This is a genomic window from Aquimarina besae (genome assembly GCF_042434905.1).
In the GTDB taxonomy this organism is placed as follows: Bacteria; Bacteroidota; Bacteroidia; order Flavobacteriales; family Flavobacteriaceae; genus Aquimarina.
Map to the genome: position 1 here is coordinate 328,103 of NZ_CP170199.1, position 14,463 is coordinate 342,565.

The following is a 14,463-nucleotide window of genomic DNA, read 5'->3' on the forward strand; positions in this document are numbered from 1 at the left end:
AAAAATAGTTCGATCACAATAATACGGAATCAGAAGTGAACTACAAAACCTAAAATTTAGACCTAAAAGAATGTATTTGTAAGGTCTGGCATATACTTTGGACTAATACCAGATATTAATGAATATTTATTAAAAGATTTCGTTATTTAAATAATCAAAAAGTAATTATAAGTTGAACTTCCTTCATTTGTAGATAAAAACATTTGAAGTTTTTTTAAAAGACTAAAAAATGAAAACCCCAAAAATAATTGTATTTATACTGATCTGTTTTATCTCTTTTCAGACAAAAGCACAACAAAACCTTGATCACGCTATTTGGGATCAGATTTTATTAATTAATGTTTCTGAAGACGGTAAGGTAGATTACAAAGGATTTATGAGAGATAGTGCACAACTGTATCAATATTTCGCATATCTTTCTGATAATCCTCCTAATGAAAATTGGAGTAAAGAAGAAAAACTGGCGTATTGGATTAATGCCTATAATGCATATACCATAAAATTGATCATCGATAACTATCCTTTAAAAAGCATTAAAGAGATTAAAGATCCTTGGGACAGGCAGTTTTTTAAAATAAATGGTGTTTTACACAGCTTGAACGAGCTAGAACATAAAATTTTGAGAAAACTAGATGAACCCAGAATCCATTTTGCAATTAACTGTGCATCTTTTTCTTGTCCCATTGTTTGGAATAGAGCTTTTACTGCTAACAACGTGAACGATGCCCTGGAAACATTAACCAGAAATTTTATTAATGACCCTAAAAGAAACACAATTACAGAAGAAGTTGTTGAAGTCTCAAAAATCTTTAGCTGGTTTAAGAAAGATTTTAAGGTAAATGGAGAAGATGCAAAAGATTTTATTAATAAATACGCTACAATCAAGATAGACAAACAAAAAAAGAAAGGATACAAAACGTACGATTGGAGTTTAAATGAAAAATAAAATTAGACCAGATGAAATAACAAAAAACCGCAGCTCTCCCAAAAGGTATTTTCGGGTAATTTTATCGAAATAATTATATTAACATAATTTTCACAACCATTAGTAAAACAAGACCGTAAGTATTGGTGTAAGTTTTTAATTCTAATAAAGAATTGGCTTACTAGAATTATATTATTCATAAAAACAATACGCAATGAAAACAATTACTACTTTATACATCACAATATTTTTTACTGTATTAGGATTTAGCCAAGAAAAGTTCATCCACGATACTTGGGATCAGGCACTTTTGTTGAATGTTTCAGCAGATGGCAATGTTAATTATAATGGTTTTATGAGGGATAGCTCTCTACTTTATAAATATTTTCAAGAACTATCAGAGAATACACCGAATAGGAGTTGGTCAAGAGATGAAAAAATCGCATATTGGATAAATGCCTATAACGCATACACGGTAAAATTAATTATTGATAGCTACCCGGTTAAAAGTATTAAGGACTTAAAAAAGCCTTGGGATAAAAAATTCTTCAAAATCGACGGAGAATGGTTTAGTCTTAACGAACTAGAGCATAAGATCCTAAGAAAATTTGGTGACCCTCGAATTCATTTTGCAATTAATTGCGCCTCTATTTCTTGTCCAGTCGTATGGAACCGGGCCTATACAGGAAAGAATTTACAAAGAGCACTAGATAGTCAAACCGAAAAATTTATTAATGATCCTACTAAGAATACCATAACTCCATACGAAGTAAGTGTTTCTAAAATATTCGACTGGTATAGAAGAGATTTTAAGGTAAATGGAGGAGATGTCATAAGTTTTATCAATCGTTATGCAAGAATTAAAATTGCAAATCAGAAAGAAAAAGGATATAAAAATTACAACTGGAACTTGAATGAATTTCAAACTCTATACGATGGGTATGTACTTGATTAAAATAATCCAACAATTCTGTTAAAAAGTAAATATGTAAATTTATAAAAGAAGTAAACGTCTAATACATTGAAAATATCCATTATCATTCCTATTCTTAATGAAGCAGCTACTATCTGTAAGCTGCTTTCCCATTTGATAAAAATAGCCAATTCTGAAACAAACATTCAGGAGATTATTGTGGTAGACGGAGGAAGCGTAGATGGATCTCAAGACATTATTGAGAATTTTGCAAATACCCAAAAAACTTCGATTCAACTTATTTCTTCAGAAAAAGGACGTGCCAAACAAATGAATATCGGGGCTGCAGAAGCATCTGGAGAGATACTATACTTTTTACATGCTGATTCTTTTCCTCCTAATGGGTACGATAAAGATATTCTTGCAGAAATCCACAATGGAAATGAAGCCGGCTGTTTTCGCATGAAATTTGATTCTAATCATTGGTGGCTTCGTTTTCTGGGTTGGTTAACACAATTCGAAAGTAAACGCTGTCGTGGAGGTGATCAAAGCCAATTCATTACCACTTCCTTATTTAAAGAAATTAAAGGTTATGACGAAGCTTATATCGTCTACGAAGATAATGATCTGGTAGACCGACTCTTTGCAATAAATAAATTTGTAATTATCCCGAAATATGTGGTCACATCGGCTAGACGTTACAGAGAAGTTGGCGTATGGCGGTTACAATACCACTTCTTAAACATCCATATGAGAAGATGGCTGGGTGCCTCATCAGAAGAGCTATACAGGTATTATAAGGAAAAAGTTGTTTCTTAAATCTTCTTCTTTATCTTTATTGAGGTGAAAACTATAGAAATACTTTTGGTCATTTTGCTTTGTATTGGTGCTATCCAAGGAATTATATTTGGAATTATACTATGGCAAAAACAAGGATTACATTACATTGCTAATCGATTTCTAGCCGCTATATTATTCTTTTTTTCATATCGACTAATCGTAGAAACGTTAAATATTTTTGGATTAGGGCGTTATGATTTCTGGTATCATATATTATTAGAATACAACTGGATTTACGGAACACTCATTTACTTTTTTGTTAAAAGCTACGTTAATCCAAAATTTAAGTTACACCAAAAAGAATGGAACCATTTTCTTCCTGTATTCATTGAATTTATTTGGAGCTTTTTTATAAAAGCACAAAATTTTTATTGGGACGGCACTCGCGAAAGCCTTTCTTGGTTGGGATATTGGGGGTATGTAGTATGGATGCATTATCCTACAATGTTTGTCATCTCTGGAGCATTAATTATTTTCTATAGTAGTAAAGCTGAAAAAATATTGAGTCATACTATTCAGTTAGATGGTTATAAAATTCTTCCTGAAAAAATTGATTGGATTAAAAGAGTAGTTTTAGTGATGAAAATATTTTCGATTCTATATGTTTTAGGGATATTAATTGATTTTTTCTTTTTCAATTTCGCCAGTAATTTCTTTTACGGGCATCCTGTTTTTATTGGAATGGCAATTATAACTTACTGGTTAGGTCTTGAGGGGTTTGCCCGAAGAAAAGAATCTGCTTTTAAGGAAATAACAATCGTCTCTGACAAGGAAAAAGAACAGCTACAAAAAATTGCAAAAATATTGGAATCAAAAATGGAAAAAGAACGGTTATTTAGGGATCCAGAACTTACATTAGCATCATTATCCAAACAACTATCTACAAAACCTTATTTGGTTACTAAATGTTTAAATACTTTATACCAGAAAAAGTTTAATGACTATATCAATGAGCTACGTTTTGAAGAAGTAAAAAAATTGCTTGAAAATCCCAAAAATGATAATCTTACACTGCTAGCCCTAGCCTATGAAGCAGGTTTTAATTCTAAAGCTTCTTTTAACAGAGCTGTAAAGAAAATTACTGGAAACCCTCCAAGCGCTCTAAAATCAAAAGATTAAAGGTTTCAATTAAAAAATTGATCCGTTCATTTTTCTAAAAATCAGTCTCATTTAGCCAATTGAAACGATTTTTTGCTGCATTTGATGAATATTTGTGTCATATAAATTTTAAAATCAGCAAAAATGAAACGTACCTTAATCTTAACATCATTCTTATTAATACTTTTCTTTTCAAGTATAGCACAAGAAAACAATATAGATTTACAGTCAATAGTCGGAAAATGGAAATTAGATATGAGTCCGCAAAACACAACAGATTCCAATTTTGCTTTGATGCAAATAGATAAAATAGATAACAACTCTGTTCACGGAACTTTTTATCGAGAAGGAGTAAAAATAAAGGAAGGAAGAGTAAACACACAATTAGGTATCATTTACGTTGCTCTAATCTCTGGTGATAATAGTGGAAGCTATAATACAGCTTTTTACTATAAAGATGGAAAACTATATGGTTCGACCCACGCAGTAGATAGAGGGTTTTTAGCGGTTTGGATAGCCGAAAAAACTAAATAGCCATGAAAAGAATTATCATACTATTATTACTAACTTATTCTATTTCCCTTTCAGCACAAATAAATTATGGGATTCCAATTAACGATGAATTACCTGAGAAACTAAAAAGCTTACGCAAAGTAATTGAAGTAAATAACTTTCCTAAAACTATTGATCCCATAAAAATTAATGACCGATATTATTGGAAACATAATACAACAATTTTGTGCAAGCAGAGTGAAATCAAAATCATTGAATATGGAGCCTTCCTTTTTTACAATAATCAATGGAATCTCAGGAAAACATATCCTCTAAAAGAACTAAACAAAAATTTTGGAACTAAAAAGGAGGTAATGAAACAGTCTGAACCCTACACTTGGGCCAAAAATTGGCGTTCAGACAACTTACTTTATGGAGGATGGGCTATGTGGTATTTTATTGGTATTACAAAAGATGGCGAAACTGTATGCGGATATGAAAAAATAGAAACAACAGATAAACTTTTAAATTGAAAAAATATTCAAAATGAAAATAGTACAGTTAATCATTCTCACTCTTTCCCTTATACTTGGTGTGCAAGAAATCCATAGTCAGAATTATATATTAAATACCAAAAAATCAACAATGTTCTGGACAGGAAAAGCGGCATTTAATTCTTATTCATTAAAAGGAACGATAGCTCCTAAAAAAGGAACTCTTTCTATGACCGATGCTGTAATTTCGGATTTAAACATTATCATTAATATGAAAAGCATTGATCACGAAAACAAGGATCTTAAGGACCATCTGAAAAACGAAGACTTTTTTGAAGTAAAAACCTATCCAGAAGCTACTTTTTCTATTCATAATGAAGCAGTTGTTAAAAACGATTCGATAGATTTAATGGGAAAACTAACTATCAAAGGAAAAACAAATACAGAAAATATTCCCGTAACGATTGAACGAACTAAATCTGGTATTATTCTGAAATTTAAATATGCTATCGATAGAACCAAATATGGTATTAACCATAACTCACCTAGTATTTTTAAACGTATGAAAGAAAATGCAATAGCGGATGAGTTTATACTAGAGGGAAGGTTAGTGTTTTCAGAATAATGAAAAAAGAACGTTACGCAAAAAGTAATAATTTCCCCATTTTTAACGTTATAAATGTTTACAGACATAAACCTCAAGTGTCTTTAAATGTTTGGGGAAATATCATTATTAAAACCTTAATTATGTTAAAAAACATTTTGAATTTAAAAAATGCTCAAGCACTTAGTAAAGAAGAACAAAGATCTGTAAATGGTGGTAATCTTGGAGCTTGTCCAAATCCTGTGAACGCTCAGAAATGTTTGGGTTGTGGAGGATACCCTCTACCAAACGGGTGTTGTTTAGGAACAAGAGAAACGCATATGTGTATTTCAGGTATATTTGAATAATATCAGTAAAAAAATTGGGGTTCATTCTTTTAATGAATCCCAATTATCCTAGAAATATTGCCCTATTCCAAACACAAAACCATTGGTCGCATCTCTTGTGATTCCGTATCCATAATCTATCCTAAAAATCGCATTAAAAATCCGCTTATGCATAAATCGTAAGCCAATTCCCGGATATACTCTAAAATTCTGAGAATCTCCAAAATCTCCAAAATCTCCTCCAGGATTTCTCCAACTACCTGCATCTACAAATACATTACTTTGTAACACAAACCAATCCTTATCATATAGTGTATGACGATATTCTGTATTCCAAACAATCACTCCGGTTCCACGATCTATAATATTCCCAACACCGCGAATGTTCAAATTATTGTCTACTGCAAATGGAGCAAACGGGGTGTCATCGTTTGTTGCTAGTCCTACTCGTAAACGATTTGCCCAATTTCCTCGTTTTCCTATGCGTTGATAATACAAAAAATCATTCCACCAAATAAAAAAGTCTGGCAGTACATCTTCTGTACTAATTACATATTGAGAATTCAATACACTTCTGAAACCGGACACATATTGGTAATAAAAATTTAGATTGTTATACTCATATATAAATTTATACAGTAGCTTATTTACGTCAAAATCTTGTGGTACATCAGGACTCGTTACTCCTGTTTTGTACTCGTAATCTTCGTTGAAATAATTGATTCCAAGTTCTACTCTGTGCTGTAAATTGATTTGATATAATCCGCTAATTTCATAAGAGGTATTGTTATACTTATAATCGGCTGTTCCATTCTCTAAGAATACCGGTTCAAGCGTAGTAAGATTTTGATAGTTGAGAGCTAATCCCAGATGTTTATTAAATAAAAAAGGAGCTCTAATCTGGGCTCCAAACGCGTTGTAGATATCATTTTGATAGTATCCTCCAAGCGTTATATTCTGACCTAATAGGTTAAACTCTGATAAGGAAACTCTAAATGCAAATTCATCATCATTGGTTGTATATACATTGATACCCGGGATGATTGTAAAGTTCTCCTCAACACCATAAACTACCTCGTAACCTTCAGTTTTTTCGTGAACTTGATAATATGCATGAGCGATCGATGGTAATCGTTTTAATCTTTTAATATCCTTTTCTATCACCAACGAATCTAGCGCCATTCCTTCTCGAATATTACTCAACTTTTTTATCGCTTTTGTTTTAGTTTTTTTATTACCCTGTATCCGTACATTAGAAATTAGCTTCTCCTGAGCATTTGTGGCCAGAGCAATCAAGATGAAAAAAATAAGAGTAAGCCGAAATATCATTTCTTTGTGTTATGAGCTGAATAAAAGTCTTTTACAATCTTTTCTGAGGGTTTATTCTGTATGGTAAATCTATTATTTTCTTCTCCCCCAACTTTTTCATGATTATGATACCATTTCCAAAGAAATCCTCCGGCGAACCATGGTTCATTCCAAAACTCTTCATATAAAGCTGTTAAGGCATTGCTTTGTGCCTTTAGATCGACATTACCGTTCACTCTATTAGAATCCCAGGGTTCTTTTCCTGTATAATAAACACTTCTATATCCATACTCTGTAAAAAGAATAGGTTTTCCTGTGGTTCTTTGCAATGCTATAATTTTACTTTTATGAGATCGCCAACCTTCTCTTAGTTCCTCTACTGTTGGTGTTTTACTATCAGAAACCGGAAAATAAGCATCAATCCCTATATAATCTAACTGATCCCAAAAAGGAGCTTTGTCAAACTGATCCCAGTTCTCTGCATAGGTTAACTTTCCTTTATACACGGATCTTATTTTTTGTATCAACCTACTCCAATATTTTGGTCTTTTTTGCACAAAAGTGTGTAATTCTGTACCAATACATAAAATTGGAACCTTCATTTCCTGAGCTAAATGAGCGTACAAAAGGATGAAATCTTCATAGGACTTCTCTAAAGTTTGCCAATTTTGTTCAGAATCCATGTTGATATTGCCTGTAAACTCTCCTCTCCAAACCCATATCTGGGGTTTCATCATTACTTTAATTCCTTTCTGATTTAATAACTCAATCGTACGTTTTGCGCCGTCTACTCGTTCACCCCACCACTGTCGATCTATATTAAAAGTAACGGTAGGCTCTTTTAAATTCTTTAGGAAACCAAAAGGCATCACCGCTGCCCAGTTTGCATTGACCTTTATAATAGGATCTATATGAGTTTCATTTATTTCTTTTGGAGAACCTACAAAACTAATCCCGTTTATTTTAGGTTGCTGTCCAGTACAGCTATTACTCATCAGTATGACCAGCAGTATAAAAAAATGTTTCATATTAATTTTTATACTGCTGAAAATACAATATTATCTTAGAAAACAGCTCTTAATCCAATGTTAAAAGTCTCTCCTAAGCCTGTTCTATTGCCTCTTACAAAATTAGTATATAGCGCTTCAACATTTAATTCTTTAGTCAATTGATACTTGGCTCCGCCACCAAGAGCGGTGAAATTTTGATCAAAATCGCTTCCTAAATCTATGAGTTCTGAATGTTGCGCCAATGCCAATACTGTAAATTTAGAACTTGGGAAATAACTGAAAAATACACCGGGGGTTAAACGCAAACTATTATTAGCAAAACTATCTTCTTCTTTTCCAAAATTCAACTCAGAATTGATCTCTCCAAAAATCTGAAATTTGTTTCCTGGAAACGTATAGTCATAAAAGAACCTATTTTGCCATATAAATCCATTTTGATCTAAAAAAACACCATCCTCGGTTTCGTTGTCTACTAATGGAATAAAAAACGAACTCTGAATAGAGAAATTATTTACATTTTTAAGAGGTACAAATTTTACAGAAGGTGCTATGGAAGTCAAACCGGATCTTGCAGTTCCTCGTTCTCCATCAAATTGAAAAACATCTAAAGCATCTCTTCCTCCAACAGCATTTGATCTAAATTCTAAAATTGCACCTATATTCCACCTTTTGTTATTACCTATACCAGTATAAGCTTCTAAGGTAGAGGTAAAAAAAGTATTTCTGGGAATGTCTCTTTTTCTCCTCCTGGACCAAAAAGATCTTTAGTTTCTGTATATAAATTGTTAAACCATTTGATATCGTATTGACCTTTTCCGATTAACTTAGAAGGAGTCAGCGTCTGAATTACAGATCCCTGACTGTCATCATCCTGAGCAAATCCGACAATGACTGTAAGGCATAAAAAAAGTATAGATATAATATTCTTAGTTGATTTCATAATATAGTTATGTGATACGATTAATACTTGTAAGGCTATGATTTCCTTACCTTGGATAAATGTTGCTTGTTGTTTATTTAATTTCGTTTAAGCTCCAATTATATGGATAATAGGATACTTTAGCTCCGGTAGGTATTTTTTCTTTTCTGTATTGATTTACATAATCTATTTCTGAGCCGTTCTGAGTAAAATCACCTTTATACCATTCAAAAATTTGAGAAAGCTGTACTTTTTTACCACTTACTTTGATAAAATTAGGATTGTTTAATGCGATGATGGTTTGACGCTGTAATTGCTCCTCAAGAGTATTGGGTTGATATGCCTCCGGAATTATAGGAGGACATCCTAATCCTGCACATACTAAAGCAAAATGAAAACGAGCTTCTGTCGGGAAATTGTTACGAAGTATTTTATTCTCAAGATCGTTCAATGTGGTGGTCTTACTTCCTAATGAATATTTCGTTTTATCAAAAAAACCCTTAATATCTAATGGTGACTTTGTTGGATAATTATCTACAATCCCTTTAATAACAGACAGGTTATATGCATTTATATAAAATGCCTGAAAAGTCTTTGCGTCGTCTTTCGAAACATTGATACCCGAAGCTATATCTAACAGCTCATTCAATAAAGCCGGATCATTTTTTATTGTTTTATAATCTACCCTTCCATCGGTAACGTACTTTTTGAAAAAAGCATCCGCCTTCCTAAAAAAACTAGATGTATCTTGAGCAAAGCCAATCGCTCCAATTAGAAAAGCAATAGCTAATATTATTTTTTTCATGATGTAATTTTTTAAACTTCCTTATCAGAAGTATGGTGAAAAAGAGTCAAATAGGTTAACGTTTACCTTGGTAACTCGCATTAAGTCGAAGGAGGTATAAGCTACTTACAAATTATTTTCAATTTGTTTTCAAACCAATATTTTTAGTTCTAAGGATCACGTGCGCGTGTCGAATTCACTTTTAAAACTTACAGAAACACAGCTTTTTAGACCAGTTCTAAATTATTAATTCTTTTTAAGTTCTTATATTTATAAACGACTTACAGGCAGAAGCTTCATTTTCAACACTAAAAATCAAATTCAACTAACACACATCTTTATGGAACACATTGTCATTATCGGTAACGGAATTTCTGGGGTCACTGCCGCAAGGCATATCAGAAAAATATCCGATAAAAAAATCACTATTGTTTCTGGTGAAACAGATTATTTCTTTTCTCGCACGGCACTTATGTACGTCTATATGGGCCACATGAAATTTGAACATACTCAACCTTATGAAAATTGGTTCTGGAAAAAAAATGAAATAGAACTTAAAAAAGGTTATGTATCTAAAGTGGATCATGAAAAAAAACAATTGATCTTTGAAAGTGGAGAAAACTTATCTTATGACAAACTAATTATAGCTGTAGGTTCTAAACCCAATAAGTTTGGTTGGCCTGGTCAGGATCTTAATGGAGTGATGGGTATGTACCACAAACAAGACCTGGAGAAACTCGAAAAATACGCTCCTAATAAAAAAGTATGTAAAAGAGCTGTGATTGTTGGTGGAGGACTTATTGGAATTGAATTAGCAGAAATGTTACGCTCCAGAGATATTCCTGTAACTTTTTTGGTAAGAGAAAATAGTTTTTGGAACGGTGTACTGCCCGCCGGTGAAAGTGCAATGATCAATAGACATATTAAGAATCATCATATTGACCTTCGTTTAAGTACGAATCTTAAAGAGATTGTTGCAGATGAAAATGGAAAAGTAAAATCTGTTGTTATTAAGGAAACAGGAGAGGTGATCGATTGCGATGTCGTCGGTCTAACCGCTGGTGTATCCCCAAACGTTGATTTCTTAAAAGATTCGGGTATCGAGCTAGGACGTGGTGTAAAAGTAAATCGTTTTCTGGAAACTAATGTTCCCGATATTTATGCGATAGGCGACTGTGCAGAACAGCACGAAGCTATTGGTAATAGAAGACCCATAGAGGCGGTATGGTATACCGGCAGAATGATGGGAGAAACGGTAGCACAAACGATCTGCGGAAACAAAATCGAATATAAACCTGGACATTGGTTTAATAGTGCCAAGTTCTTAGATATCGAATATCAGACATATGGTTGGGTGTTTGGTAAACCCAAAGAATATGAAGAACAATTTCACTGGATACACGAAGATGACACCAAATGTATTACTGTTTCTTATCACAAAGACACCAATGCATTTTTAGGTATTAATAACTTTGGTATCAGAATGCGCCACGAAGTATTTGATCGCTGGCTTACCGAAAAGAGAGATGTGGATTACGTTTTAGAAAACCTTTCTGAAGCGAACTTTGATCCAGAACTCTACAAAAAACACGAAGCTAATATCCTTTCGGCATTTAAAAATTCAAAACTACAAACAGTATAAAACCTTCAGGGTTTTCAAAAATATGAAATATGAGTAATAAATTAGACCATAGCATGTCCCTTGCCAGTCCTGAACCTAAAGGGATTTCTATAAAACAAAAAATAGCTGTAGCCATAGGCTTCACCGGGCTTTTCATTCTTGTACTTGCCTTACTAAATACCAACTTTCCAAATCAAGGAGTTTTTCTGGCTTTATCACTAGTTTTGATTACAGTTGGAACCATCATCTTTGCAAATGACGCTTATCTAACTAAACTAGAAGGGATTAAAAATGACGGAGTTTGGCTAAAGTCTATTTCCTCTAGAGGAATGTTGGGTTGGATTGCCGGTGTGGTATTAACTGGTTTTTACATTGTTCTTTATTTTTATGAAGGTTTATTAGGAGCCGGAGCTAACGGAGATGCTAATACCGGACTAATCGGCTTATTTGATCCTTTAAGTATGCTCCTTAAAGGAAAACCTGCCAGTCAATGGTTTGTATACGGAACGTTATATACTATAGCTATATTGGCATTCGGATACAAATTCATTTTGAAATATCGTCATAATCGTTATCAACAATTAAGAACAGTTTCGGTCATGTTTTTTCAATTAGGATTTGCTTTTTTAATTCCTGAATTCATGCAGGCTCTCAATTATCCATATTATGATTTTAAAAATATGTGGCCTCTTAATTACTACTTCTTTTATGACTGGAATATCAATGGTTTTTTAGATAGTGGGTCTATTGGTTTTCTAATGCTGTTATTTGGGATTGTATCTATTTTTGTTATATCCCCTTTTCTAACATACAAATACGGAAAAAGATGGTATTGTTCCTGGGTTTGTGGTTGTGGTGGTTTAGCAGAAACTGCCGGAGATTCTTTTCGCCAGTTATCAAGTAAAAAATTATCTGCCTGGAAATTTGAGCGTTGGTCCATTCATACCGTTTTAGTTTTTGCAGTAATTATGACAGTTGCCGTTCTGTATTCATACATTGGTAATAATCCTGATAGAAGTGTTTTTACGAGAGATCAGTTTATTTTTGGCGTTATTGCATTTCTTTCTGTATTGTTTGCAGGCATTATGTTTTTTAAACGTCAAAATTTAAATAAAGACGCTAAGTTTGCCGCAGGAGCTATCCTCATTACTATTGTCGGGATCCTTTTGTTAAATCATTTTTCTGAAGGGAATCAGATCTTTTTTATTGAAGATTATAATTTACAAAAGGCATACGGTTTTGCTATAGGGGCTGTATTTTCGGGGGTTGTAGGAACTGGATTTTATCCTATCTTGGGTAATAGAGTTTGGTGTCGCTTTGGATGTCCTATGGCTGCTATTCTGGGAGTACAACAACGATTATTCTCTAAATTTAGGATCACAACTAACGGCGGGCAGTGTATTTCCTGCGGTAATTGTTCTACGTATTGCGAAATGGGAATTGATGTAAGATCCTATGCTCAAAAAGGAGAAAACATTGTAAGATCCAGCTGTGTAGGTTGTGGTATATGTTCTGCTGTATGTCCGAGAGGAGTATTAAAACTAGAAAATGATAATTTGGAAGGAAGAATTAGTTCAAATGAAATTTTACTAGGTAATGATGTAGATTTAATGGATTATGTAAATAATAAATAAGTATATAAGTATTAGAAAACAGTAAAAAAACAGCTTGAATGACAAGCTGTTTTTTTATGATTTTAGATAAAATAGGTTCTTCATTTTATGCGCTTAACGTATAAGGAAAGTATAAATTAATCGTAGTACCTTTATTATGTTCACTTTTTATTTCTAAAATACCGTTTTGTTTTTCTACAAGCTTTTTAGCAATACTTAATCCAAAACCAGTACCTCTCTCGTTTTCGGTCCCAGTTGTAGAATTATTCTTTTCGGTAGTAAATAAATTATATAAACTATGATCACACATACCAATTCCCTTATCCTCTATGGCGATACGTATGTGACTGTCCATTTTTTCAGATTTTACAATAATATCAGACCCTCGGTGAGAAAATTTTATAGCGTTTGCAATTAAGTTACGCATCACAGTTTCCATCATGGCAGGATTAATGGTAACCTTAAGGTCTTTTGGTAATTTGTTGATTAAGCTAATTTCCTTATTTTTTGTTTTTAGGTCTGAAAATGCAAATACCTTGTCAACGATAACAGATATTTCTTTTGTTTCTAATAATACTTGTGATTGTTTTTTATATATATTACCCCATTCCAATAAATCCTCTAAGAGATTGTTGCCCTTATCAGCGGCTTCTTTTATCATACCCCTAATACGTTCTCGCTCTTTTTCATTATCAACTTCTTCAACCATATCAATTAGCGATCTAAGCTGATAAAACGGTGTTCTTAAATCGTGCCCTATAATTCTAAAAAGGTCATCTTTAGATTGATTCATTTCTTTTAACTCTTCATTTTTAATACTAATCAATCTATTGGCTTCCTTCACTTTTTTTGATAATTGTACTAGCAATCGTTGACAAAAATATGCCATTAATCCACCTCCACTTACGATCACAAAATAGAATGCAAATTTCTCTATAGGAAAATTAGGATAGTAAAACGCACATAATCCTATGAAAAGAAAATTAATGGATATTAAGAAAATTATATGCCTAAAATGAACGAGCATTCCTACTGCAAAAAATAATAGTGAAACGATTACCTCGACTTTTAGAAAAAATGACTCAAACCTGAAACTCGAATCCTGAACTCCGAAAAAAATCGAAGACATCATACCCAAGACAATGGTATATACCGAAAGTGTAAGTAATCTGGACTTTCTGATCAAGCCTGTTTTCTGTAGTAACAAACCAATGGTCACTATAGTAAAAGTAGTCACTGCCCTATAAAAATAGGTACTTAATCCTCCTTCATTATACTCTACAACACCATCTAATATAATACCTGGTAGTGCTATAAACATTACAGTAAACAACACCTTATCAAATCGAAATAATTTGGAAAATTTTGGGGATGCCATAGTAATACTCATAAATCATCTATTTAATCAGCCCCGTTAAACATTAGAAATACAATAATTTTATATCATCATATATCGTTAAAGTTATCAAAAAATACGATAAAAAGCAAATTTATTAGATGTTTTGCAAAAAGTAAG

The 14,463-nt window shown here is 32.8% G+C and carries 14 protein-coding genes and 1 pseudogene; 10 read left to right on the plus strand and 5 right to left on the minus strand.

The features are described 5' to 3' along the window. The first annotated feature begins 229 nt into the window (after nt 1–229). The 8 genes from ACE94K_RS01425 (at nt 230) to ACE94K_RS01460 (ending at nt 5,713) form a co-directional block, all read left to right on the plus strand. The gene (locus tag ACE94K_RS01425) at nt 230–946 is read left to right on the plus strand and encodes a DUF547 domain-containing protein (protein WP_378178899.1); all 717 of its coding nucleotides are present in this window, start codon (nt 230–232) and stop codon (nt 944–946) included. Nucleotides 947–1,139: 193 nt separating this feature from the next. Beyond that, nucleotides 1,140–1,880: a DUF547 domain-containing protein gene (locus tag ACE94K_RS01430; RefSeq protein ID WP_378178901.1), complete on the plus strand. Its 741-nt coding sequence runs from the start codon at nt 1,140–1,142 to the stop codon at nt 1,878–1,880. Between the two features lie 66 nt (nt 1,881–1,946). Continuing rightward, complete coding sequence (locus ACE94K_RS01435; protein WP_378178904.1) at nt 1,947–2,657, plus strand: TIGR04283 family arsenosugar biosynthesis glycosyltransferase; 711 nt, start codon at nt 1,947–1,949, stop codon at nt 2,655–2,657. A 24-nt stretch (nt 2,658–2,681) separates the two neighbouring features. Further along, nucleotides 2,682–3,797 carry a helix-turn-helix domain-containing protein gene (locus ACE94K_RS01440; RefSeq protein ID WP_378178907.1) on the plus strand — a complete coding sequence of 372 codons (1,116 nt, stop codon included), beginning with the start codon at nt 2,682–2,684 and terminating at the stop codon, nt 3,795–3,797. A gap of 123 nt (nt 3,798–3,920) precedes the next feature. Beyond that, nucleotides 3,921–4,310, plus strand: coding sequence for a hypothetical protein (locus ACE94K_RS01445; RefSeq protein ID WP_378178910.1), 390 nt, complete (start codon nt 3,921–3,923; stop codon nt 4,308–4,310). Nucleotides 4,311–4,312: 2 nt separating this feature from the next. Then, nucleotides 4,313–4,801 carry a hypothetical protein gene (locus ACE94K_RS01450; RefSeq protein WP_378178912.1) on the plus strand — a complete coding sequence of 163 codons (489 nt, stop codon included), beginning with the start codon at nt 4,313–4,315 and terminating at the stop codon, nt 4,799–4,801. A 13-nt stretch (nt 4,802–4,814) separates the two neighbouring features. Further along, complete coding sequence (locus ACE94K_RS01455; RefSeq protein ID WP_378178914.1) at nt 4,815–5,387, plus strand: YceI family protein; 573 nt, start codon at nt 4,815–4,817, stop codon at nt 5,385–5,387. 122 nt (nt 5,388–5,509) lie between these two features. Beyond that, a complete protein-coding gene (locus ACE94K_RS01460) occupies nt 5,510–5,713 on the plus strand; it encodes a hypothetical protein (protein ID WP_378178915.1) in 204 nt (67 codons plus the stop codon). A gap of 48 nt (nt 5,714–5,761) precedes the next feature. Here the strand turns inward: ACE94K_RS01460 and ACE94K_RS01465 are convergent, their stop codons facing one another. From ACE94K_RS01465 to ACE94K_RS01480, 4 genes and pseudogenes are all read right to left on the minus strand, one after another. Next, nucleotides 5,762–7,021 (minus strand): FtsQ-type POTRA domain-containing protein, encoded by a 1,260-nt coding sequence (locus tag ACE94K_RS01465; RefSeq protein WP_378178917.1) that lies wholly within the window; start codon nt 7,019–7,021, stop codon nt 5,762–5,764. Then, entirely contained in the window at nt 7,018–8,028 is a 1,011-nt protein-coding gene (locus ACE94K_RS01470; RefSeq protein ID WP_378178920.1) for a glycoside hydrolase, read from the minus strand. Before ACE94K_RS01470 ends, ACE94K_RS01465 begins: the two co-directional genes overlap by 4 nt. Before the next feature lie 35 nt (nt 8,029–8,063). Then, a pseudogene (locus ACE94K_RS01475) lies at nt 8,064–8,950 on the minus strand (hypothetical protein). Between the two features lie 73 nt (nt 8,951–9,023). Beyond that, the gene (locus ACE94K_RS01480; protein ID WP_378178923.1) at nt 9,024–9,734 is read right to left on the minus strand and encodes a DUF547 domain-containing protein; all 711 of its coding nucleotides are present in this window, start codon (nt 9,732–9,734) and stop codon (nt 9,024–9,026) included. A gap of 319 nt (nt 9,735–10,053) precedes the next feature. On the opposite strand from ACE94K_RS01480, the gene ACE94K_RS01485 reads away from it, so the two are divergent. Together ACE94K_RS01485 and ACE94K_RS01490 are read left to right on the plus strand one after the other, a co-directional pair. Then, nucleotides 10,054–11,355 carry an NAD(P)/FAD-dependent oxidoreductase gene (locus ACE94K_RS01485; protein WP_378178926.1) on the plus strand — a complete coding sequence of 434 codons (1,302 nt, stop codon included), beginning with the start codon at nt 10,054–10,056 and terminating at the stop codon, nt 11,353–11,355. 29 nt (nt 11,356–11,384) lie between these two features. Next, complete coding sequence (locus ACE94K_RS01490; protein ID WP_378178929.1) at nt 11,385–12,968, plus strand: 4Fe-4S binding protein; 1,584 nt, start codon at nt 11,385–11,387, stop codon at nt 12,966–12,968. Nucleotides 12,969–13,053: 85 nt separating this feature from the next. Here the strand turns inward: ACE94K_RS01490 and ACE94K_RS01495 are convergent, their stop codons facing one another. After that, entirely contained in the window at nt 13,054–14,337 is a 1,284-nt protein-coding gene (locus tag ACE94K_RS01495; RefSeq protein ID WP_378178932.1) for a sensor histidine kinase, read from the minus strand. Between the last annotated feature and the right edge of the window lie 126 nt (nt 14,338–14,463).